At 32.5% G+C, this 23461-nt stretch carries 20 protein-coding genes, 1 pseudogene and 2 other annotated features (1 of these 23 only partly in view); of the genes and pseudogenes, 2 read left to right on the top strand and 19 right to left on the bottom strand.

The window, feature by feature from the left end; genetic code table 11:
• Positions 1-23 precede the first annotated feature (23 nt).
• Positions 24-560: pseudogene (radC, locus tag KA845_RS11505) on the bottom strand (RadC family protein); the annotation flags it as partial.
• A 13-nt stretch (positions 561-573) separates the two neighbouring features.
• Positions 574-1257, bottom strand: a complete 684-nt coding sequence (locus KA845_RS11500; protein ID WP_031266636.1) for a prepilin peptidase — start codon at positions 1255-1257, stop codon at positions 574-576.
• Positions 1258-1934: 677 nt separating this feature from the next.
• Between KA845_RS11500 and KA845_RS11495 the strand changes: the two genes are divergently transcribed.
• Entirely contained in the window at positions 1935-3440 is a 1506-nt protein-coding gene (locus KA845_RS11495) for a glycosyltransferase (protein WP_107377666.1), read from the top strand.
• Positions 3441-4165: 725 nt separating this feature from the next.
• On the opposite strand, the gene KA845_RS11490 is transcribed toward KA845_RS11495, so the two are convergent.
• Both KA845_RS11490 and KA845_RS11485 read right to left on the bottom strand, forming a co-directional pair.
• Complete coding sequence (locus KA845_RS11490) at positions 4166-5428, bottom strand: bifunctional folylpolyglutamate synthase/dihydrofolate synthase (protein ID WP_002510278.1); 1263 nt, start codon at positions 5426-5428, stop codon at positions 4166-4168.
• 11 nt (positions 5429-5439) lie between these two features.
• Complete coding sequence (locus KA845_RS11485) at positions 5440-8070, bottom strand: valine--tRNA ligase (protein WP_210128106.1); 2631 nt, start codon at positions 8068-8070, stop codon at positions 5440-5442.
• A gap of 38 nt (positions 8071-8108) precedes the next feature.
• Positions 8109-8344 (bottom strand) — a binding site (T-box leader).
• A 58-nt stretch (positions 8345-8402) separates the two neighbouring features.
• Here KA845_RS11485 and KA845_RS11480 point away from each other — a divergent pair.
• Positions 8403-8981, top strand: coding sequence for a DNA-3-methyladenine glycosylase I (locus tag KA845_RS11480; RefSeq protein ID WP_002510276.1), 579 nt, complete (start codon positions 8403-8405; stop codon positions 8979-8981).
• A 120-nt stretch (positions 8982-9101) separates the two neighbouring features.
• Here KA845_RS11480 and KA845_RS11475 read toward each other — a convergent pair whose 3' ends face one another.
• The 15 genes from KA845_RS11475 to infC form a co-directional block, all read right to left on the bottom strand.
• On the bottom strand, positions 9102-10181 hold the full coding sequence (locus KA845_RS11475; RefSeq protein WP_002510275.1) for an AbrB family transcriptional regulator: 1080 nt from the start codon (positions 10179-10181) through the stop codon (positions 9102-9104).
• Positions 10182-10493: 312 nt separating this feature from the next.
• Positions 10494-11783: a glutamate-1-semialdehyde 2,1-aminomutase gene (hemL, locus tag KA845_RS11470; RefSeq protein WP_103387829.1), complete on the bottom strand. Its 1290-nt coding sequence runs from the start codon at positions 11781-11783 to the stop codon at positions 10494-10496.
• A gap of 14 nt (positions 11784-11797) precedes the next feature.
• Positions 11798-12775 carry a porphobilinogen synthase gene (hemB, locus tag KA845_RS11465; protein ID WP_002510273.1) on the bottom strand — a complete coding sequence of 326 codons (978 nt, stop codon included), beginning with the start codon at positions 12773-12775 and terminating at the stop codon, positions 11798-11800.
• Position 12776: 1 nt separating this feature from the next.
• On the bottom strand, positions 12777-13451 hold the full coding sequence (locus KA845_RS11460) for a uroporphyrinogen-III synthase (protein WP_002510272.1): 675 nt from the start codon (positions 13449-13451) through the stop codon (positions 12777-12779).
• 17 nt (positions 13452-13468) lie between these two features.
• The gene (gene hemC, locus KA845_RS11455; protein WP_210128104.1) at positions 13469-14395 is read right to left on the bottom strand and encodes a hydroxymethylbilane synthase; all 927 of its coding nucleotides are present in this window, start codon (positions 14393-14395) and stop codon (positions 13469-13471) included.
• A 53-nt stretch (positions 14396-14448) separates the two neighbouring features.
• Positions 14449-15270, bottom strand: coding sequence for a cytochrome c biogenesis protein CcsA (gene ccsA / locus KA845_RS11450; protein ID WP_002510270.1), 822 nt, complete (start codon positions 15268-15270; stop codon positions 14449-14451).
• A 20-nt stretch (positions 15271-15290) separates the two neighbouring features.
• Positions 15291-16622: a glutamyl-tRNA reductase gene (gene hemA / locus KA845_RS11445; RefSeq protein WP_002510269.1), complete on the bottom strand. Its 1332-nt coding sequence runs from the start codon at positions 16620-16622 to the stop codon at positions 15291-15293.
• A 171-nt stretch (positions 16623-16793) separates the two neighbouring features.
• Positions 16794-17381 carry a ribosome biogenesis GTP-binding protein YihA/YsxC gene (yihA, locus tag KA845_RS11440; RefSeq protein ID WP_002510268.1) on the bottom strand — a complete coding sequence of 196 codons (588 nt, stop codon included), beginning with the start codon at positions 17379-17381 and terminating at the stop codon, positions 16794-16796.
• A gap of 187 nt (positions 17382-17568) precedes the next feature.
• A complete protein-coding gene (gene clpX, locus KA845_RS11435; protein WP_002510267.1) occupies positions 17569-18831 on the bottom strand; it encodes an ATP-dependent Clp protease ATP-binding subunit ClpX in 1263 nt (420 codons plus the stop codon).
• A 194-nt stretch (positions 18832-19025) separates the two neighbouring features.
• Positions 19026-20336 (bottom strand): trigger factor, encoded by a 1311-nt coding sequence (tig, locus tag KA845_RS11430; RefSeq protein WP_210128102.1) that lies wholly within the window; start codon positions 20334-20336, stop codon positions 19026-19028.
• Positions 20337-20501: 165 nt separating this feature from the next.
• On the bottom strand, positions 20502-21425 hold the full coding sequence (locus tag KA845_RS11425; RefSeq protein ID WP_103387827.1) for a hypothetical protein: 924 nt from the start codon (positions 21423-21425) through the stop codon (positions 20502-20504).
• A gap of 11 nt (positions 21426-21436) precedes the next feature.
• Entirely contained in the window at positions 21437-22048 is a 612-nt protein-coding gene (locus tag KA845_RS11420; RefSeq protein ID WP_107376923.1) for an NUDIX domain-containing protein, read from the bottom strand.
• Positions 22049-22153: 105 nt separating this feature from the next.
• Positions 22154-22510: a 50S ribosomal protein L20 gene (rplT, locus tag KA845_RS11415; protein WP_002510263.1), complete on the bottom strand. Its 357-nt coding sequence runs from the start codon at positions 22508-22510 to the stop codon at positions 22154-22156.
• Between the two features lie 66 nt (positions 22511-22576).
• Complete coding sequence (gene rpmI, locus KA845_RS11410; RefSeq protein ID WP_002510262.1) at positions 22577-22777, bottom strand: 50S ribosomal protein L35; 201 nt, start codon at positions 22775-22777, stop codon at positions 22577-22579.
• Between the two features lie 28 nt (positions 22778-22805).
• Positions 22806-23333: a translation initiation factor IF-3 gene (gene infC, locus KA845_RS11405; protein ID WP_002510261.1), complete on the bottom strand. Its 528-nt coding sequence runs from the start codon at positions 23331-23333 to the stop codon at positions 22806-22808.
• Positions 23334-23358: 25 nt separating this feature from the next.
• Positions 23359-23461, bottom strand: a sequence feature (ribosomal protein L20 leader region) (it continues 24 nt past the right edge of the window).

Genomic DNA, 23461 nt, shown 5'->3' with positions numbered 1-23461 from the left:
GTTTAGGATACTATGTTTAATGCATCCCCTGATGGATGATTATGGACTACAATAATTGCATTACTTGCCCACTGAATTGCCGCATTGAACAATTCTCTCGGATGTACAATAGCGCTTGTAAGCGTCCCTTTAAAAATGGTCTGTTTTTTAATTACTATATTTTTAGAATTTAAAAATAATGCTACAAATATTTCTTGTGTTAAATGTTGCATTTCTCCCATCAAAAATGTTGCCACATCTTGAGGACTTGTTATTTTGATTTGGCTTTCAATGCTACCTGAATGCATTCTTTCTCCTAATTCGAAAGCAGCTTTTAATACAATAGCTTTATATGTACCTATTCCCTTTATATTTTGCAAATCACTAATAGTTAACTTTTTTAAATAATGAATACTATCGACAGTACTTAAGATTTCATGTGCTATATCTATACTAGAAAATCCCTTTCTCCCAGTATTTAATAATATAGCTAATAATTCCGCATTAGATAAATGTTCAGCTCCTTTATATAACAAGCGCTCACGTGGTTTTTCTGAAGTTGCAAGATCTTTAATTTTCAATATAGTTCAACTCCTAAAATGGAATAATATTAAAAGAAGTAATGACTAGTGCAAGAAAGATAAAAGGTATGAGGGGTAATTTGGCTTGAACATTTCGATGAATAAGCCAATGAAGCAAACCAATTATACCAGCTAAGATAAATGTAATCATGAAAATGTGTAATAGATGAGGTGCTGGGACAAATAAACTTAAATATGAAAATACGAGAATATCACCGTACCCGATGGCATCCTTAAATAATAAAAAGAAGCAATGTAATACGAAAGTAATGATAAAAAACTGAGGTAAATAAAAAGGTGCTAATACTACACCACAAATTACTGCAATAACAATTATATGTAGTGGAATAGATAAAGTTACGAGGTCATTAATAGCTAAAGTGAGTAACACAAGGACAAGTAATAGAAAAGTAGTATCGTCTAAAATCACATCAAAATGATACAAACAGATACCTATAACCACTGCAGTCAATTCCCCTACGAAATAACTATAATGTAGTGGCTGTTTGCAACAATGTGTGCGTCCACATTGTAAAATATAACTGACGACTGGAATTAGGCGATACAATGGTAGTACTTTTTGGCATAAATCACATTGAGAACGCTTGAACAGACGCCGAATAGAAAGCGTTGAAAACGTTGAAATTTGATACAAAAAGCTAAATAAAACAGAACAAAAAATAACATTGATAATCATGTATCACACTCCCACTTAAATTATAGCACCATCAACTCCCCTCTAATACTAAATTCTCATTTAATCAATAAGTGTGTTAGTAATACAAAGTTCTAATAATTTACACTACTCATTTATCCACGAAGTAACGTTTAAAACACTATTTCACACTATTATTTTTAGCTAGATTCAAGTCTTACATGTAATTTTTAGTTATTTAATTATCTGAATAAAACTATAAGTATTTATGGCTCATATTATTATTTTTCCAACACATTTTTCCTAATTCAAATTATGCAACTAAAATTTATATCATCGAATAATTTTATAAAATTATTGTGTTATTTCTATATCAGTTTATTATATCGTTTGCTATAATAAAAATATGAACCTAAAATAATTTTCAATATAATCTTTGTAAATATTCTGGTAATAATTAGTAGATATTTGTGAATTATTGTAATTTTTATTATATAACTTTAATTGACAAACACTCATTACACAATTTTTTAGTATAAAACATAGCAATAAAATTATTACAAAATCAGACTTTACAGTTATTGCAATCGATATTTTAGTAGCAAAGAAAAAGAAGCATAACTCGTGGGAGAATCGAAAAATAATACTAAGTATTTTTTACATTGTTTATTGTAATATTTTTTAGATTAAGAGTTGTGTTACGGTACAGGGGGTTTCAAATGATATACACAGTTACATCAATATTACCACCGATACACGGTGGAAGAACGAAATCATTATTAGAAAGAAGTAAGTTTTTAGATCAAGCTTTAAATATACCTACTACTATATTAACTACAAATTATAATGCTAATTATAATGATGTGTACAGCAAGTTTTTAGAAGAAGGTAAAGTAACTGAAAATATACGTTATGATAATATCTATGATTGGTTGGCTGACTACAAGTTACTCACATGTTCAGAGCATAACGATGGTACCCCTCCAACATTTATAGAAACTCCAGTTAATATTGAAGGACTATCTCATGAAGTGATTAAGTCCAAACATATAGTGCGTTATTATAGCAGCGATAATACTTATGTTCTTTATAGAAAATTTAAAGCAGATACTAACATACTTGAATTTGAAGATTTTATGTCACCTATAAGTAAAAAAAGAATTCAACGTTGGCAATACAATAATTATGGTGTATTACATAAAAAATTACATTACTCACCTAATAGTAAAAAACGAATCTATGAAGAGTTCTTTGACAAAGAGGGAAATATTTATTGTACAAAGATGTTCGAAGATAATGAAAAAAATAGACTAATTTACATACAAACGTATAAACAAGGCAGACCACACTTAACTTTCAAAACGTATAAACAATTATTTCAACACTATTTTGAAAATAAACTTAACGATAATGATGTTGTCTTTTGTGATGCACGATTATTAGATAAACCATTATTAAATCAACAAAATAAAACTAAAAATATACTCGTAGTTCATAGTAGCCATTTAGATGACAATAAAACAATAAACCAATCTTATAAAATGGCTTTAGAAAATCCACATAAGGTTACCCAATATTTACTACTAACAGAAAAACAAAAATCAGATATACTCAATGTTACTAACATTGATCCTGATAAAATTTCAATAATTCCACATTTTATAAAACCACATCAATCTACTGATAATGTAGAGCAGTTAGATCGTTTTGTTTTTATAGGTCGAATAGCTGCAGAGAAACAAATCAATCATATTTTATACGCGTATCATAATTTCTTAAAATATGGATTTACTACTAAACTATCTATATATGGTAGAGATGAATTTGGACAACAGCAGAAAGTCGAACAATTAATAGAGGAATTAGAGCTACAAGATAATGTTGAAATTAATGAATTTACAAATAATCCATTATTGGAATTTCAAAAATCTAAAGCCTCATTATTAACAAGTTCGTTTGAAGGCTTCGGATTATCTGTTATGGAAAGTATCAATGTAGGTTGTCCAGTCATTTCATATGATGTACGATATGGCCCTTCTGAAATTATTGACCATGGTAAAAATGGTTACCTTGTAGAGCAGGACAATATATCTGAATTAACAAAATATATGAAACTTATTATCGAACAGCCATTACAAAATGTTCACACAAAACCTGAATTAACTTTTGAAAGTGCTAAACAGAATTACAAACAATTATTTGACTCAATTGAATATTCATATTAAAACACAAGTGTTTCATGTCGTAAACAAACCTTTCGCATTAATTTGCGATGGGTTTGTTTATTTTTATTTACATAGTTTTTCAAAATAGTAGTGGTCTTTCAGACATAATTGCTCCTTTTACACTAAATTTTTAAGATTCATGACAATACAAATTAGCATACTAGTCACAGAAACTTTTGTCGTATCTCAGTACACAGACTTTAAATATTAGTACTCCTAACGCTTTTCTAAAGATTGGAAATGCTTTGAGCCGACTCTTGCGGGAATAGCACTCGCCGCAGACTACAGGTTAAGGCAGTGCCCGCGGAAAGCGTGCACAAAAATGCCAACAAATTTGAGAACTTTTCTGACAGTTTGAAACAAAATCTAAATCAAATTATCACATCGATTTACAAAATAAATGATTATTAGGAACTCATACAGAGATGGAAATAATTTTTATTGTTCTCATTTATCATTTGTTTTATTTAACAACACTTCTGTTTAATTTATATATTATAATATTTGTTGTGTAATATTGGCAGTGCTTTGAGCCGACTCCTGCGGGAATAGCGCTCGCCGCAGACTACAGGCTAAGGCAGTGCCCGCGGAAAGCGTGCACAAAAACTGCCAACAAATTTAAGAACTTTGTCGACATTCTGCAACACTAGTGTTTTTATATGTTGAATAACACTTATACCACATTGAAAAACCCAAGACTATCAATAAGTCTTGGGTTCATCTTATTAAAAGCTAACTTTAGCTTTTACTTCGCTTATAAAATATAAACTACCTGTAATTATCAAACCATCGCCGTCATAATTTTCTATAAATGATACGTAATCATCAACAAGTTCTTTATGTTCATAGTTAACTTCTTCACTTATAGTTTCTTTTGGTAATGCTTTAGGAAAATCAAATTCAGTAATATATAAATTATTTGCTATAGGTTTTAGTTGATCTAACATTTCATTAATCGGTTTGTTTTTAACTGCCGAAAATAAAATATCCATATGCTCTCTGTGATAGTAGTTTTTCATCGTTTCCACTAATGCTTGCACGCTTTCGTTGTTATGCGCCCCATCTACAATCATCAAGGGCTGCTCTTTAACTTGTTCAATGCGTCCACTCCAGCTTACCGATTCGATACCATCAATCATTTTATTAAAATCTAAATCTACAACTTCTGCTTCATTCAATTCAATTAAAGCGGTAATGGCAAGTGAAGCATTTTCTTTTTGGTGTTCACCTAACATATTTAGCACTAATGTTTCTAATTCATAATCTTTATATCTGTAAGTAAATTCATCTTCTTCTGACACAATAGTAATGTCGCGATCCAATTCAATTGCCTTAGCGTCTGCCTCTTCAGCATAATCACGTATAATTTTAATTGCTTCTTCATTTTTAACTGCATAAATAACAGGTGTATTTGGTTTGATTATTGCACCTTTATCTCTAGCAATATCTGCAAATGTATCACCTAAAATATCAACATGATCTAGTCCAATGCTCGTTAAAATGGATAGTAGTGGTTTGAAAACATTAGTCGAATCATTTTTCACGCCTAATCCCGCTTCTACAACAACAATGTCAACAGGATGTAGTTGACCAAAATAAACAAACATCATTGTTGTTATAATTTCAAATTCAGTAGCAGTGCCCAGGTCAGTTTCTACTTCTAAAGCTTCACTGACAGGTTTCACAATATTTACTAGTTTTACAATTTCATCATCGCTTATTGGCATACCATTCAAACTAATGCGTTCATTAAATGTTTCGATAAATGGTGAAGTAAATGTGCCTACCTCATACCCGTTCTCAACAAGTGCAGAACGGATATAAGCGACTGTAGACCCTTTACCATTAGTACCACCAACATGAATGCCTTTAATATGGTTTTGTGGATTGTTTAATTGGGCTAACATCCATTCCATACGTTTTACGCCTGGTTTGATTCCAAACTTATTCCGTTCGTGTATCCAATATAAGCTATCTAGGTAATTCATGGTTAAGACTCCTATGCTTTTAATTGTTGTATTCTTAATTTTACACCATCATATTTTTCTTGGTAAGTTTGTTTTTTATCTCGTTCTTCATTTATAACTTTCTCAGGTGCTTTACTTACAAAGTTTTCGTTCGCCAATTTCTTATTAACACGGTCTAATTCTTTTTGCCATTTTTCTAATTCTTTTTCTAATCTAGCAATTTCTTTATCCATATCAATTAAGCCTTCTAATGGCAATACAACATCCCCAGCAGAAGTTACTGACGTCATCGCTTTTTCAGGTATGGCAATATCTAGCTCAATCGTTAATTCACTTGGATGACAGAAACGATCTAAATATGATGCATTTTCTTCTAAAGTCGCTTTGATGTTTTCATCTTTAGCTTGAATAAAGATTGGAATTGCTTTTGATAATGGTGTGTCAACTTCAAGTCGAGATTGACGTACTGATTTTATTATCTCTACTAAATGTTCCATTGTTTCTTTACTGTCATTATACACATGAGCTTCCGTTACAGTTGGCCATGATGCTTGGACAATCGTCTCACCAACATGTGGTAAGTTTTGCCAAATTTGTTCCGTTACAAAAGGCATGAATGGATGTAACATTCTCATAGTATTGTCTAATACATACGTCAATACAGAACGAGTAGTTTGTTTTTGACTTTCATCATCACCATTCATAGGAATCTTACTCATTTCAATATACCAATCACAGAAATCATCCCAAATGAAACTATATAATGCTCTACCAACTTCACCAAATTCATATTTTTCACTTAAGTGTGTTACATTTTCAATCGTTTCATTTAAGCGAGTCAAAATCCATTTATCTGCTAATGATAAATTACCAGATAAATCTACTTGCTCTACTGTAAAATCTTCTCCGATATTCATAATGCTGAAACGTGCGGCATTCCAAATCTTATTAATGAAGTTCCAAACGGATTCTACTTTTTCAGTAGAGTAACGTAAATCATGTCCTGGTGACGAACCTGTTGCTAAGAAATAGCGTAAACTATCTGCACCATATTCATCAATAACGTCCATTGGATCGACGCCATTTCCTAATGATTTACTCATTTTACGCCCATCTTCAGCACGTACTAAACCGTGTAATAGCACGTCATTGAATGGTCTTTCGCCTGTAAATTCAAGACCTTGGAAAATCATACGCGCTACCCAGAAGAAGATAATGTCATAGCCAGTGACTAAAGCATTTGTCGGGAAATAGCGTTGGAAATCTTTAGCCTCCACATCTGGCCACCCTAATGTAGAGAAAGGCCACAATGCACTTGAGAACCAAGTATCCAATACATCTTCATCCTGAATCCAATTTTCACTATCTGCTGGTGGCTCTTCAGATACAAATAGTTCACCTGTTTCTTTATGGTACCATGCTGGAATTTGGTGTCCCCACCATAATTGACGAGATATTGTCCAATCTCTAATATCTTCCATCCAGCGATTAAATGTTTTTTCAAAACGGGCTGGTACAAAATCAATACGATTGTCTGTTTCTTGATTATTTAGTGCTTGCTCAGCAAGTGGTTTCATTTTTACAAACCATTGCGTAGATAAATAAGGCTCAACAACAGCACCTGAACGTTCTGAATGACCTACAGAATGTTCGTGTTCTTCAATTTTAATGACTAAATCTTCAGCCTGTAAATCTTTAACTAATTGTTCACGACAATCAAAGCGGTCTAAACCTTCATATTTGTCTGCTTTATCGTTCATCACACCGGCTTCATCCATAACAACGATGCGTTCTAAATCATGACGATTACCAATTTCAAAGTCATTTGGGTCATGTGCAGGAGTTACTTTCATTGCACCACTACCAAATTCTATATCTACATAATCATCTGCTAAAATAGGTAACTCGCGACCAACAATTGGTAAAATAACATGTTTGCCTATTACATCTTTATAGCGATCGTCATTTGGGTTTACTACAATAGCAGTGTCTCCAAGCATTGTTTCTGGTCGCGTCGTCGCTATTTCAATGTAGCCATCTCCGTCAGCATAAGGATATTTAAAATGATAAAACTTACCTTGAACGTCTTCATGGATAACTTCAATATCAGATAATGCTGTTTTAGCAATTGGATCCCAGTTAATGATGTATTCACCACGATAAATTAAACCTTTGTTATACATATCAACAAAGACTTTTTTCACGGCTTTACTTAAACCATCATCTAATGTGAAACGTTCTCTTGAATAATCTAAGCCTAAACCGAGTTTTGCCCATTGCTGTCTAATAAATCCAGCATATTCTTCTTTCCAATCCCAAACCTGATCGATAAATTTCTCTCTGCCTAAATCATGTCGAGAAATACCTTGTTCATTAAGTTTAGCTTCTACTTTAGCTTGTGTTGCTATACCAGCATGGTCCATTCCTGGTAAATATAAAGTATCGTAACCTTGCATACGTTTCATACGCGTAATAATATCTTGTAACGTTGTATCCCAAGCATGCCCTAAATGCAATTTCCCTGTTACATTTGGAGGTGGGATAACTATTGTATATGTTTCTTTTGTATCATCTTCACTCGCTTTAAAATAACCGTTTTTAACCCAATGGTCATAACGTCCTGCTTCTACTTCATTGGGATTATACTTAGGTTTCATTTCCATTCTTTTTCCTCCTTAAAAATAAAAAAACCGCCCTATCAAAATAGGACGGATTAACCGTGGTACCACCTAAATTCGCAAAATTTATTATCCATAAATTTTACGCACTTAATTAATGATTAACGCTCAAACACGCTTTAACCTATCTGTCATCAATGATGACCTTCAGTTAAAGTTCATAGTGGGCTACCTTCAATACTACGAACTATGCATTCTCACCAACCATGCACTCTCTATAAATTCTGAAGCATCTACTCTTCCCAATAGACATTTTTTCTTTACTTAATTATAGTATAATGGAAACAATAATAAGTCAATGAAATGGAGTGAAAATTATGAATGAATGTGCATTTGGTACTAAAGATGCACTGTACTTGCAATATCATGATGAAGCATGGGGACATCCAATTTACGATAGTAAAAAACTTTTTAAATTATTAGCTTTAGAGTCTCAGCATGCCGGACTATCATGGCTCACTATTTTAAAGAAAAAAGAAGCCTATGAAGCTGCCTTTTATAATTTTGATCCCCATAAAATTGCACAAATGACTAATAATGATGTAGATAAACTTATGACATTTCCAAATATTGTTCATCATCGCAAAAAAATAGAAGCAATTATAGGCCAAGCTAAAGGTTATATAGAAATAGAACGTGATTTTGGTAGCTTTAGTGACTTCTTATGGTCATACGTTGATAATCAACCTATCGATTTGCACTATAAACAACCTGGAGATCGTAAAACGGTAGATGAACGTGCTACCGAATTATCAAAAACGTTTAAAAAATATGGTTTTAAATTTTTAGGACCAGTAACGGTTTATTCATTTTTAGAAGCAGCCGGGCTGTATAATGCCCACTTAGAAGAATGTCCTAATAATCCAAAGTACTACAAAGGTAAAGGATTCCGCTAATTTATTATATTTTTGTATGATAAAGGGCTTGTTTATGTATGAATCAAAAAAGAGCGTGGCATACTATCCGTATTGCCACGCTCTTTTCTGTGTTTGTCACACAATTAATTATTCTATCATTCAGCTATGTTTGTTTTTATACTCGAGATACTTTAAGAATTGATTGATCAAGGGTGCAATTAAGAATAAAATAAAGAATATTCTAAAGATATGATAACTTGAAATCATCGCAACATCTGCACCGGTTTCAATTGCAACTAATACAATTTGACTCATTCCACCAGGTGCTGCTCCTAAAAACAAGTCATTAATAGAATGGTTTGACACGAATGTAAATAAATAAACCATAACAAATGATGAAATAATTAGCAGAACATTTTGTAATGCTATAGCTAATGCTATTCGACCTTTCATTTGATCCATTAATTTTGCTATTTGAATACCGATACGAATCATATACATTACTTGTGCTGCTGCAATTATTGGATTATCCAACGTGAATGTTATACCAGTAATTAAATTCCAACAAATTAACACTAAAATCGGTGCTAACATTTGCTTGGTTGGAAAATTAATTTTACTCATTATTACATATACTACAGCAATAGCGATGAGTAACACCAAAACATTAGAAAAGGTTAATGTTTCAGTAAGCTTTTGTTGCACTTCTTGTGCACCATTAGCGCCTGTTGTCACTGGTTCTTTAAAAAAGTATGAAATAAATGGTACAAGAATTACTACAAATATAATTCGAGATGTTTGTGTTAGACTTACAACCATAATATTTGCCTTTTTATTTTCCTCTGCCATTATGAGCATTTGACTCAAGGCACCTGGTATAACACTTAAAATTGCAGTTTCAGTATTGACGTTAGCAATTTTTTTAAAGAAATACGCAATCAATAAGGCTAACACGAGTAAAAGTACGGTAATTGTAACAATAATCATCCAATCATTTTTGATATCAAAGATGACTGTTTCAGTAAAAGTAGAGCCTATTTGAACACCTAGTAATATTAAACCTAGCTGACTAATCCAAAAAGGCCATTGCACATCTAATCGTAAAAATTTAATACTCACTACACCTGCAAGAATAGGACCAAACATAAACGGCAGTAAAATATTGGCTGCATGAAGAATCAAACTAAAAGTAATTGCTAAAATCAATACGATAATATTATTTCTTAATTTTATATTCATACATATTCACAACTTTCATAAAAAACAATTCTTTTTCAATTTCACTAAACACTGTTTAACAATCACTTATTTAATTCAATTATATCATAGTAATAATTAAAATAATTACGTTAAAGACCATATTATATTTTGAATTACTTCTAAAAACCCATAAGTAAAAGTTATCAATTTATCAATAAGTGATAAAAAATAATTATTTAAAAACTCTGAATTTTCTTGCAGCAAAAAGGAGTAAGACCAGAATCACTCATAATTCTGAACTTACTCCTTAAATATATAATTGATTCTATTTTCTACAAAATTGACTTAATGCTATTTAGTAACGATTCGACTTAATGCATTATCAAATGCTTGAATTGTAAATTTAATATCATCTTCACTATGTGCCATAGATAAAAATGTTCCTTCAAATTGAGATGGTGGTAAGAAAATGCCTTCTTTCGCCATCTCTCTATACATAGCACTAAATAACTCTAAATCACTTTGATTTGCTTGTTCAAAATTTGTGACAGGTCCGGCGTTTAAGAAATAACCAATCATAGAGCCTGCTCTATTCACCGTAATTGGTACATTATGTTTTTCAAACACTTCTGTTAAACCTGCTTCTAACATATCACCTAAATGATTAAAATATTCATATGATTCTGGTGTTAATTGGCTTAATGTTTCATAACCACTTGTCATTGCCAGTGGATTACCTGAAAGTGTTCCTGCTTGATAGATGTCTCCCATCGGAGCAATGTAATCCATAATTTCTTTTTTGCCACCAAATGCTCCTACTGGCAATCCACCGCCAATTACTTTACCTAGGCAAGTTAAATCCGGTATAACATTGAAATAACCTTGCGCACAATTATAACCAACTCTAAATCCTGTCATTACTTCATCAAAAATAAGTAATGAACCGTATTCAGTGGTAATGTCTCTCAAACCTTGTAAAAATCCTTCTATTGGTGGTACGACTCCCATATTACCGGCAACAGGTTCGACGATCACACCTGCTATATCATCACCAAATTGTTCAAAAGCTACACGAATCGCTTCTAAATCATTATAAGGAACTGTAATTGTATTTTTGGCTGTGCCTTCAGGTACACCAGGAGAATCAGGCAATCCTAAAGTAGCAACACCCGATCCAGCTTTAATGAGTAATGAATCACTATGACCATGATAGCAACCTTCAAACTTAACAATTTTATTACGTCCAGTATATCCACGTGCTAAACGTAATGTATCTAATGTTGCTTCAGTACCAGAAGATACCATACGAACCTTTTCAATTGAAGGTACACGATCAATGACTAATTGTGCTAATTTATTTTCTTGTAACGTAGAAGCACCAAAACTAGTACCTTGATCTACTGCTTCATGTAATTTATCAATGACTTGTTTATTTTTATGACCTAGAATTAACGGTCCCCAACTCAATACATAATCGATGTATTCATTACCATCAATATCGTATATTTTTGAACCTTCACCACGCTCCATAAAAATTGCAGGTGTATCCACAGATTTAAATGCTCGTACTGGACTATTGACGCCTCCTGGCATTAAATCTTCGGCTACTGACATGGCTTGTTCTGATTTTTCATAACGCATATGGTAATTCCTCCTTATTGTTCATCTAAATAACGGCAAATGTCTTTGGCAAAATACGTAATAATTAAGTCAGCACCTGCGCGTTTCATTGAAATCATTTGTTCCATTACAACTGCTTGCTCATCAATCCATCCATTTAAAGCAGCAGCTTTAGTCATACTATATTCACCACTAACATTATATGCAACAACGGGAACATTCGTTGTATTACGCACATCACGGATAATATCTAAAAAGCTTAATGCAGGTTTTACAATCATCATATCTGCACCTTCAGCTAAGTCACTATCTAGCTCACGCAGTGCTTCACGACGATTTGCTGGATCCATTTGATACGTTTTACGATCTCCAAATTCAGGTGTTGACTCCGCTGCATCACGGAATGGACCAAAGAAACTTGATGCATATTTAATACCGTAACTCATAATTGGAATATTGTAGTAACCCGATTCATCTAATCCTTTGCGAATTGCTGTAACAAATCCATCCATCATATTACTTGGAGCAATAATATCTGCACCTGCTTCAACTTGTGAAATTGCTGTTTTAACTAATAGTGGCAATGATTGGTCATTATCCACATCATGCGTAACAGGATCAATGACACCACAATGACCGTGATCAGTATATTCACATAAACAAGTATCCGCTACGATAAGAATATCGCTATATAATGATTTTGCTTTTTTAGTCGCTTCTTGGACAATGCCATTGTGATCATACGCACCAGAGCCGACTTCATCTTTTTCATTAGGTACACCGAAGAACATAAATGCTCTGACACCAAGATCATAAGCTTCTTTTATTTCTGATTCAACTAAATTTAAACTCAATTGAAACACACCAGGCATTGATACGATTTCTTCTTTGACATTTTCTCGTTCAACAACAAATATGGGATAAATTAAATCCTCTTTTCTCACATGTGTTTCACTGACTAAATTTCTCATCGTTTTTGAAGAACGAAGTCTTCTATGTCTATCAAATTGCATATTACTCCCTACTTTCTAATACTTTTTGTACTAATGCTGTTAACGTTTGTTTAGACGCAATTTTTGCTGTAACGTCATATTGCTTAATTGTATGATAAGTTTGTTGTCCTATTACATAATAAGCAACTTTTGAACGAGGAACAGGATCTTGAAAATAAAATTTAACAGCTGAAGAACTCGCAAAAGTCACTGCATCTACTTCTCCCTGTGCAATCAACTGTTTGACTTCACTGATATTTTCAGTATGCGAAACAGGTTTATATAAGTCAACCTTTGTGACATTTGCACCGCGTTGATTTAATTCTTGTTGCAATAACTGGCGAGCAAAACCACTTGATGGCAACAAAATTTGATCATTTTTAGTTAATGGAAAACGCTCCAGAAAGCCTTCTTGAGAATAGTCTTCAGGGCAAAAATCCACAGTGATATTCAAAGACCGACAATAATCGGCCGTTTTTTCACCAATAACAGCTATATTATCAACTGCTACTTGTGATAAATATGGATAAAAATATTTCACCGCATTTTTGGAAGAAAAAATAAGCCAGTCATAGTGTGACGAAAGTACCGTCAAATCAAATTGCAAAGGAATTATCTTAATAAAAGGTTTATGGATAATAGTTGCTTGTTGATTTGTATATGGATTACTTTGCGTCATCACAATAACTGGTTTCATAGTTTCACCTCAAACGATTATTGATTTTCGTTTAATGCTTTGATTATTTCATAAGCACCTTGTTCATTTAACACTTCACTTACTTGTTCACCTAACGCTACAGGATCTGTACCACTGACCGTATGTTCATAGCGTTCTTTACCATCTGGTGACATAATTAAACCGGTAAATTCAATTTCATTTTGCTCATTTATTGACGCATATCCGCCTATAGGTACCTGACAACTACCGTCCATTGCTTTTAAAAACGTACGCTCTGCAGTTACACAATCTGCCACTTCTTGGTTGTGTACTTGTTGTAATAACTCCAATAATTCAGTATCATCCGCACGACATTCGATACCTAATGCACCTTGACCTATAGCGGGAATTAGCGTGTCTTTATCAAGATATGTCGTTACAATGTCATCTGACCATCCCATACGTTTTAATCCAGCAGCTGCTAACAAGATAGCATCAAAATCTTCGTTATATAATTTATTTAAACGTGTATCGATATTACCTCGTATCCACTTAATAGTTAGCTCTGGATAATGTGCTAATATCTGTGCACTACGACGTAAAGAACTTGTACCGACAATACTACCTGCTGGTAAATCTTGTAATTTAACGTGGTTTTTGGCGATATATGCATCAAAAGGAATTTCTCTGTCAGGAATACATCCTAAAGTTAGCCCTTCAGGTATAACGCTTGGCACATCTTTTAAAGAATGAATAGCCATATCTATATCTTTATTAAACAATTCATTTTGAATTTCCTTAACAAATAACCCTTTGCCACCAACTTTGGATAATTGCTTGTCCACAATTTTATCACCTTTAGTGACAATTTCTTTAATTTCTATATCAAGCGTCGGATCAATCGCTTTTAATTTGTCTATAAACTGCTGACTCTGCGTCATTGCAAGTTTACTTCTACGTGATCCAACAATTAATTTACGCATATTACGTACCACCTTTTCTTATTTCACTATCTTAATTTTACTGATTTACCGAGTTAATGAAAACTAGAAACACTTGAGCCAAATAATAGATTAATCATGCATAATACGAATACTATAACATTAAAATAAATAAGTTTGTGTTTCATTATTAATTGTCTAATTCTGAAGAATAGATAAAGTGCATAAAAAATGGCTATAATGAATGAAAACAATACTTTGGAATCATATAATATGGAATAACCTATAGTATTCAATCCCCATTGCACACCCAAGATTAAACTGATAATTAATAATATGAAGCCTGTTAATGAACAATAAAACACTATGCGTTCTAATGTAGCTACACTGCCTAATCTAAAATATTTTTGATTAAAACGTTTGTGTTTTAAATTATTGTATTGTAATAAGTATAAAATACAGTTTACAAATGACAAAGCAAAAAAGGCATAACTTATCGTTGCAAAACCGATATGCACAATTAATAATTCATTCATTATTGTTAATTTTTGACCTTTTTCCAATTGGTCAGTAGGTTGAAATGTGTTTAATGCTATTAAGATAAAACCTATTAAGTTAAATAAAAATATGGAAAAATTTATTGGCTTTATAACGCTAATCACTAATGATATCGCTATAATCAACCAAGTTATTAAAAACAATATATCAAATATATTTGTTAACGGTAATTGTTGAGTCTGGTTGACATAGATAGATAAAGAGATTGTTTGTAATACCCAAACAATCCCTAAAGTAATAAAGCCCGTATTCCTTATTTTGAAATTTTTATTAAAAAAGTCATAAAAATAACAAGCAATACTAATTAAATATATCAGCAAAATAAGTTCATGAAACCTTATAAATAAAGCATCTTGCATACTATCACCATTTTTTTCGTCTATTCAAAACTAAGAATGTGACTTAATTTTTCTGCTGATTTTCTTCTTTGCTCTTCGTAAGGATGTTCAGCTTCAATATCAAAAATGTTTTGGAATAGCTCTAATTTTTCATTACTTTTCTTATCAGTACTAATTTCTTTAGCTTGTTTAATAGGATCTTTTAACATTTGATTAATGATACTTTTAGTATGCTTAGATACCACTTTGCGTTCATGTTCAGACAATCCTGGTAATTTGCGATCAATACTATCCATTGTTTCTGATTGAATAGTCATTGCTTTCTCTCTTAAGGCACGAATCACTGGAACTACTCCTAGCATGTTAACCCAGTCATTATGATTAGTAATCTCTTGTGGTATACGTTCGGCAATTGCATCTGCAGCTAATTGACGTTCTCTGAGATTGGCATCAACTAAACCTTTTAGGTCATCCACATCATAATTAAAAACATCTGGTAACGCAGTAATATTCGGTTCAATATCTCTTGGTACAGCAATATCAATAAGCACTAATGAATCCGCTTTTCTTGGGGCTTCAATCTGTTCTAGCATTTGATTAGTAATAACATATGACTCTGCACTTGTAGAGCTAATCACAATATCTGCCGAACTTAAATGTGCAGCTAAATCTGAAATTGGTGCACTCGCAACTTGATGTTTTTCAGCTAAACGTTGTGCTTTACTTTCAGTTCTATTGAAAATTGTAATATCGCTAACATCAGCACCTATTAAATTAAGTAGTGACAATTCACTCATTTCTCCAGCACCAACGATTAGTGCTTTTTTATGAGTTAATTTTCCGAATACTTTTTTTGCTAATTCAACCGCAGCATATGACACACTTACTGCATTGTCAGCAATATCTGTTTCATTGTGTGCTTTTTTAGCAAATGTGATTGCCTGTTTAAATAAATGGTTAAATATTGTTCCTGTTGTATCTTCTTCTTGGGCTTTAAAAAACGCATCTCTTAATTGTCCTAAAATTTGTGTTTCCCCTAATACTATCGAATCTAAGCCAGAAACTACACGCATAAGATGATTCACAGCATCATCCTCGACATGTACCTCTGTCATTGTTTTAATTTCTTCTACATCAAAACCAAAAGCACGTGCTAAAAAACGTTGTATATAATAACGTCCTGTGTGAATTTGGTCGACAATAGCATACACTTCCGTACGATTACAAGTTGATAAGATTACATTTTCTAAAATAGATTTAGTTTCAAATAAATCAACATTTGCTAAACGTATGGCATCTTCTTTAAAAGCAACTTTTTCTCTTAATGCTACATCGGCAGTACGATGATTTACACTAATTGCAATAAAATGCATCTATAACGCCCTCCATACATAATCCAATAATTAAATTATAACACATCTAATTTGTGAGTTAAGTATGTTGCGCCTTTAAATTAGAAGAATTATAAAGTAAATTCAAATATTTGTCATAATTACTGCCCTAACGGCCATTATTTCATAATTTTAAGTATCTTTTAATAATGATTATAAATAAGAAGCAATAGTATTCCAAATAATTTTTTGCTTATTATTTTTCACTGCTGAATAGCTTATTATTTGATCTTCGGGTTCCATCTCTAATTTTTGTTGAATGTTATCTAAATGCTTTTGTACTTTGCCTTTGGCAATTTTGTCTTCTTTCGTAGCAATTACCAACGTTGGCAACTCGTAATATTTTAAAAAGTTATACATTAAAATATCATCTTCAGTAGGATTGTGTCGTAAATCAACAAGTTGAATTACCAGTTTCAAACTATCACGTTCAGTTATATATTGTTCTATCATTTTACCAAAAGCTTCACGTTGCTTTTTACTTACTTTAGCATAACCATACCCTGGTACATCTACAAAAACCAATTGATTATCAATATTATAAAAGTTGAGTGTTTGTGTTTTACCAGGTTGTTGTGATGTGCGTGCCATATTTTTGCGACCAATCATACTGTTAATAAATGATGATTTTCCAACATTAGAGCGTCCACTTAATGCTACTTCACTTAGTCCTGTTTCAGGATATTGCTCTGATTTTACTGCACTAATCAGTATTTCTATTTCATTTGGATTAATATTCATAATTGACCCACTTTCATCTAATTTAACCATTTAATTATAGTATAGAACATCTCAGAATGCGATGGCTTATCACAATTAATCATAACATGTTCACAAAATAAAAAAGAAGTGAGACAGGAATCAAATAAAAATCATTTGAGTTCCTATTCTCACTTCTATATAACATCATCATTAGACTATATAGCGCTTATGCTGATGTTTGTTCATTATTAATTAAATTGCCTTCTTTGTCGTACAATTCAGGCTCTTTTTCTTCATTGATAGTCTCTTCAGTAATTTTAACCTTAACAACGCCGTCAGTAGATGGCACATCATACATGATGTCTATCAATGCTTCTTCAATAATAGAGCGTAAACCACGAGCACCTGTTTTACGTTCTATAGCTTTGTTACTAATCGCAGCTAATGCTTCGTCGGTAAATTCTAACTCAACATCATCCAATTCAAGCATTTTAACATATTGTTTTACTAATGCATTTTTTGGTTGAGTTAAGATATTTTTCAACGCTTCAACATCTAATGTTTCTAAGTTAGCTACAATTGGGACACGACCAATGAATTCTGGAATTAAACCATAAGCTTGTAAATCTTCTGGTCTAATTTGTTCAAGAATTGCATCTTCATCATATTTAGAAGCTTCACTACTTGCAAAGCCAATAACCTTTTCACCTAATCTACGTTTAATAACTTCATCAATACCATCGAATGCACCACCAAGTACAAACAAAATATTAGAAGTATCAATTTGGATTAATTCTTGGTTTGGATGTTTACGGCCACCTTGTGGCGGAACACTAGCAGTAGTACCTTCAAGTATTTTCAACAATGCTTGTTGAACGCCTTCACCTGACACATCTCTTGTAATCGATGTATTTTCTGATTTACGCGCGATTTTATCGATTTCATCGACATAGATAATTCCTTTTTCAGCTTTATCAATATCGAAATCTGCTGCTTGGATTAAACGTAATAAGATGTTTTCTACATCATCACCAACATACCCTGCTTCTGTTAAACTTGTTGCATCTGCAATCGCAAAAGGTACATTTAATGTTTTTGCTAAAGTTTGTGCTAATAGTGTTTTACCACTACCTGTAGGTCCGATTAAAGCAACATTACTTTTTTGTAACTCTACTTCATCTTCGTTAGGACCTAACTGTTGGATACGTTTATAGTGATTATATACAGCCACCGCTAATGATTTTTTAGCTTTTTCTTGACCAATTACATAATCATTTAATTGATCCATAATTTCTTTTGGAGTTGGTAATTCAGTTAAACCTTCTGGTTCAGCTTGAGCTAATTCTTCTTGAACTATTTCTGAACATAATTCAATACACTCATTACAAATATATACGCCACTTCCTGCAACTAATTTCTTCACTTGATCTTGATCTTTGCCACAGAAAGAACATTTTAAATTTTCTTCATCTTCATTGAACTTGAACATTCTATTTACACCCCTATTCCCTAAAGACTATACTAGATAGCATTTTAATATGCAAACAGTTAAAACTACAAGTTATTTGCACATAATAGTGAAGCAGATACATCATAATTAATGCATCTGCTACTCAACAATTTTGTATTATACAGCTTTACATATTATACAACTAATAATCTGCTCAACTTATTAAACTTGTATTATGCTTCTTCGTCTTCTTTAGTTGGTTCTACTAATTTAGCTTCGTCAACTAATAAGTCAATAACTTTTTGAATACGTACATCATTTTTTACGATATCTGTATTGCCAAGTGTTTGTTTAATATCTTCAACTGAGATATTAAATTGTTCACTCATTTTTTCTAATTCTTTATCGATATCTTCATCTGAAACTTCTACATTTTCAGCTTCAGCGATAGCAGTAAGTGTTAAGTTTGTTTTAACACGTTCTTCAGCATCGTCTTTCATTTGTTCTCTTAATTGAGATTCGTCTTGACCAGAAATTTGGAAATAAGTTTCAAGATTTAGACCTTGTTGTTGCATACGTTGACCGAATTCTTGAACCATACGATCTAGCTCTGTATTAACCATAGCTTCTGGAATATCTACTGTTGTATTATTCGCAGCTTTGTTAATTGCTTCTTCTTTTTGTGCATTTTTAGCGTCAGTTTCTTTTTGTTCAGCTAAACGTTTACGAGTGTTTTCTTTGTATTCTGCAACTGTGTTAGCTTCTGAATCTAATTCATTTGCAATTTCATCAGTTAATTCTGGAACTTCTTTGTATTTCACTTCGTTAACTTTAGTTTTGAAAGTTGCTTCTTTACCAGCTAACTCTTCAGCATGATATTCTTCTGGGAATGTAACGGTAACGTCTTTTTCTTCTCCAGCTTTCACACCAACTAATTGTTCTTCAAATCCTGGAATAAACATTCCTGAACCAATTTCTAAGTCATAGCCGTCAGCTTGGCCACCTTCGAATTGCTCACCATCAACATAACCATCAAAATCGATGTTTACAGTATCGCCATTTTCAATAGCTGCATCTTCTTTAACAACCATTTCTGATAAATGACCTAATTGATGGTCAATTGATTCTTGAATTTCTTCTTCAGTTAATTCAGTAGATTGTTTTTCAATTTCTAGACCTTTATAGTCTCCTAATTGAACTTCTGGTTCTACAACAACTGTTGCATCGAATTTGAAGTCGCTACCTTTTTCAATTTGTGTTACATCAATTTCAGGTTGATCTACTGGTTTAATACCAGTTTCGTCAATTGCTTCACCATATGCTTCTGGTAATAAAATATCAGCTGCATCTTGATATAAAGCTTCTACGCCAAAACGTTGTTCAAAAATTTGACGAGGTACTTTTCCTTTACGGAAACCAGGTACGTTGATTTGTTTTACTATCTTTTTAAAAGCTTGATCTAAAGCTTTGTCTAATTTTTCTGCTGGAACGGTAACTGATAATACACCTTCGTTACCTTCTTTTTTTTCCCAAGTTGCTGTCATGTATAAAAACCTCCATGATTATCCTATTTTATTTTTTCAACTACATTAGTATATCACACGTGTTGTGCCTACACAAATGTTGAACTTCGTTCTTTGCATTTTATTTTAATTATATAATTTAGCATAAATATGTTAACGGTTATTGTCTACCCGAATTCTATTAAATCACTCTAGTTGATCTAACCGTTGAATAAATTCACTTACCTCATCTATTGATTGCGGTTGTACAATACCTAACATGGATTTAAAGTAGTTTTCATATGCCTTAATCCACTGTGGAACAGAACCAATTGTTTGGATGTCAATTGGGTAGAGTAATATTGCATGATTATTCATAACATGTAATGCCTCTTCAAGTAATTGTGTACCTTCATCATCTAAACACTTTACAACTTCAGGTATTACTTGTTGTTTCATGGTTGTGTGTTCTAAGCCTGGTAAGTCTTTAGGAACTAGTGATAAATTTTGATTGAATTTGCTAATATGCACTACTTCTTCATATTGTGCAAAACGTAAATATTCTAACATTATAGAAATAACATTATTCCGAATATCAGTGTTGTTCAATAAACTGGCTACTGTATCTTTATAACTATATTGACTATTGTCTATCAATGTTAAAATAGTGTTAATTTGGTCACGTATCTCTAAAGTATCAAATTGTTGTAATTGTGAAGCTACTTGCGCATTATGTTGCTCCAATTGGCTTAGTGCATAAGACTTGAGAGGTAATAATTCCATGCGTGTTTTATGATTTTGTACTTCATCTATGATTTGGTCAATGACCTCGATGGCTTCAAAATATTGACCTAAGCCATTTAAACTTTCCACATAATATATGACTAATTCATCATAATTCGTAAAACCTTGCTTTAATAATATAATTGCTTCTTCTCTTAATTCTAAAAAATGATTCATACGATATAACATTGAACACTTCAATAATGACAATGTTTCGTCTAATTCAAAATGCTCCTCATAATTATCAAACAAAGAATACATTTCCTCTAAATCATCTTGATTATAAGCTATTTTAATATCACGAATTAATTTATCTTTTGACCGAGGAAAAGGAATGATATCAGACATGTAATCCACCTCTACTGTAATGCTTCTAAAATCAATGCACTCCAAGTTTCAAAATCATCATAATTTTCAATACTACCTTGTTCTACCCACTTGATTTTTAATGTATCCGTCTCCTTAACTTCAACATCTTTTGAATCTACGGTTATTTTAAACACGACTCCTAAATGAACTTCTCCCACTTCATTTGTATCGTCATTAATAAAACCTATGTATTGTAAATTTTGTGTTTTTTGTTCAGATAAACCAATTTCTTCTTCTAACTCACGTTGTGCATTGATACGTAAAACTTCATTTATTGATGCAGCTCCTACGATATCATTCATATGACCACCGACACCTATAGAAGATTGTCCATGCAACCGTGATTCGCCTCCACCACTCAAGCGATCATAAACCAAAATTTGACCCTCTTCATTTTGCAACAAACAATACGATATTAACTGTTTGTACGTTGGATCTTCTTCCATATCTCCACGACGTTTCACTTCATATTGTGACAATGTCTCAAAAATTTTTGAGCCTTTTTGGCCATTGTTAGACAGAAAACCATTAAATTGATTTTTTTCATTATTAAATAATATAGTTCTTGGTACTACTGTAATCATTTCATCAAACTTTGACATGATAATCTCCTTAAGATACGACTTCACAGTTATTTTATCAAAACTCTGATACATCTCAAAATAAAAAAGAGATGCAGTCATACCACATCTCTTTTTTAGTAAATATTATTTTAAAGCTTCTTTTGCTTTAGCAACTAATTCACCGAAAGCTTTGTCGTCTGAAATTGCGATTTCAGATAACATTTTACGGTTAACGTCGATTTCAGCTTTTTTCAAGCCGTTCATTAATTTTGAATAACTAATGTCGTGTTGACGTGCAGCAGCGTTAATACGTGTAATCCATAATTTACGGAAATCACGTTTTCTTTGACGACGGTCCCGGAATGCATATTGTCCTGATTTCATTACTTGTTGTTTAGCTACTTTGTATAACGTACGTTTTGAACCAAAGTAACCTTTTGCTAATTTGATCGTCTTTTTACGACGAGCTCTTGTTACTGTTCCACCTTTTACTCGTGGCATAATAAATTCCTCCTCAAAATTGTGTTAGATCTTTTTAATGTCAAATTTCACTCTAAAATCGCTCGATTATTTTTTATACGCTAATAATTGTTTTACACGTTTCATATCTGATTTGTGTACTAATCTAGCTTTACGTAATTGGCGTTTTTGTTTTGTATTTTTGTTTGCAAATAAGTGAGATGTGAAAGCTCTTGAACGTTTTAATTGACCTGAACCAGTTCTTTTAACACGTTTAGCAGCTCCACGGTGTGTTTTCATTTTAGGCATGATACAATTCCTCCTGTGTTTTCAAAAATTATTTTTCAGCAATTGGCGTTAACATGATAAACATTTGACGCCCTTCCATTTTAGGTCTTTGCTCAACAGTAGCAATATCTTTACATTCTTCTGCAAATTTTTCTAATTGACGTTGACCAATTTCTTTATGCGTAATTGCACGACCTCTAAAACGAATAGAAACTTTACATTTGTCGCCTTTTGATAAGAACTTACGACCATTCTTTAATTTAGTTTGGAAGTCATGTTCTTCAATAGTTGGGCTTAAACGAATTTCTTTTACATTAATCGTTTTTTGTTTCTTTTTCATTTCTTTTTCTTTTTTCTGTTGTTCGAATTTATACTTTCCGTAATCCATAATTCTTGCAACAGGTGGTTTAGCGTTAGGAGCAACTACGACTACATCTAAACCAACTCTATCAGCCATTTCAAGTGCTTCATTTTTGGCTTTAACACCAATTTGTTCACCATCTTGACCGATTAATCGTAATTCTTTTGCGCGAATCTTTTCATTAACTTGAGTCTGATCTTTAGCTATGGTTGACACCTCCAAGATTTTTACGAAATTATCCCAAGCAAAAACAGAGCGAGTATACAAGATACCCGCTCTGCTTCACACATGTCTTTGCATGTATTATTGACCTGCCAACAGCTTGTTGCGTCGCTACAGGTGAG

The organism is Staphylococcus sp. GDX8P114P-2 (assembly GCF_017892945.1).
GTDB classification, from domain to species: Bacteria; Bacillota; Bacilli; order Staphylococcales; family Staphylococcaceae; genus Staphylococcus; species Staphylococcus arlettae.
This window is presented reverse-complemented; position numbering and strand designations above follow the sequence as displayed.

Bases quoted from the DNA above. Each gene is read 5' to 3' on its own strand.
- KA845_RS11425 (WP_103387827.1), bottom strand. From the start codon at position 21,425: ATGTCTGATATCATTCCTTTTCCTCGGTCAAAAGATAAATTAATTCGT.
- rpmI (WP_002510262.1), bottom strand. From the start codon at position 22,777: ATGCCTAAAATGAAAACACACCGTGGAGCTGCTAAACGTGTTAAAAGA.
- yihA (WP_002510268.1), bottom strand. From the start codon at position 17,381: ATGAATATTAATCCAAATGAAATAGAAATACTGATTAGTGCAGTAAAA.
- KA845_RS11475 (WP_002510275.1), bottom strand. From the start codon at position 10,181: ATGAATATAAAATTAAGAAATAATATTATCGTATTGATTTTAGCAATT.
- hemC (WP_210128104.1), bottom strand. From the start codon at position 14,395: ATGCGTAAATTAATTGTTGGATCACGTAGAAGTAAACTTGCAATGACG.
- KA845_RS11495 (WP_107377666.1), top strand. From the start codon at position 1,935: ATGATATACACAGTTACATCAATATTACCACCGATACACGGTGGAAGA.
- hemL (WP_103387829.1), bottom strand. From the start codon at position 11,783: ATGCGTTATGAAAAATCAGAACAAGCCATGTCAGTAGCCGAAGATTTA.
- hemB (WP_002510273.1), bottom strand. From the start codon at position 12,775: ATGCAATTTGATAGACATAGAAGACTTCGTTCTTCAAAAACGATGAGA.
- hemA (WP_002510269.1), bottom strand. From the start codon at position 16,622: ATGCATTTTATTGCAATTAGTGTAAATCATCGTACTGCCGATGTAGCA.
- KA845_RS11420 (WP_107376923.1), bottom strand. From the start codon at position 22,048: ATGTCAAAGTTTGATGAAATGATTACAGTAGTACCAAGAACTATATTA.
- KA845_RS11490 (WP_002510278.1), bottom strand. From the start codon at position 5,428: ATGAATTACCTAGATAGCTTATATTGGATACACGAACGGAATAAGTTT.
- KA845_RS11480 (WP_002510276.1), top strand. From the start codon at position 8,403: ATGAATGAATGTGCATTTGGTACTAAAGATGCACTGTACTTGCAATAT.
- KA845_RS11500 (WP_031266636.1), bottom strand. From the start codon at position 1,257: ATGATTATCAATGTTATTTTTTGTTCTGTTTTATTTAGCTTTTTGTAT.
- ccsA (WP_002510270.1), bottom strand. From the start codon at position 15,270: ATGCAAGATGCTTTATTTATAAGGTTTCATGAACTTATTTTGCTGATA.
- rplT (WP_002510263.1), bottom strand. From the start codon at position 22,510: ATGCCACGAGTAAAAGGTGGAACAGTAACAAGAGCTCGTCGTAAAAAG.
- KA845_RS11485 (WP_210128106.1), bottom strand. From the start codon at position 8,070: ATGGAAATGAAACCTAAGTATAATCCCAATGAAGTAGAAGCAGGACGT.
- tig (WP_210128102.1), bottom strand. From the start codon at position 20,336: ATGACAGCAACTTGGGAAAAAAAAGAAGGTAACGAAGGTGTATTATCA.
- KA845_RS11460 (WP_002510272.1), bottom strand. From the start codon at position 13,451: ATGAAACCAGTTATTGTGATGACGCAAAGTAATCCATATACAAATCAA.
- clpX (WP_002510267.1), bottom strand. From the start codon at position 18,831: ATGTTCAAGTTCAATGAAGATGAAGAAAATTTAAAATGTTCTTTCTGT.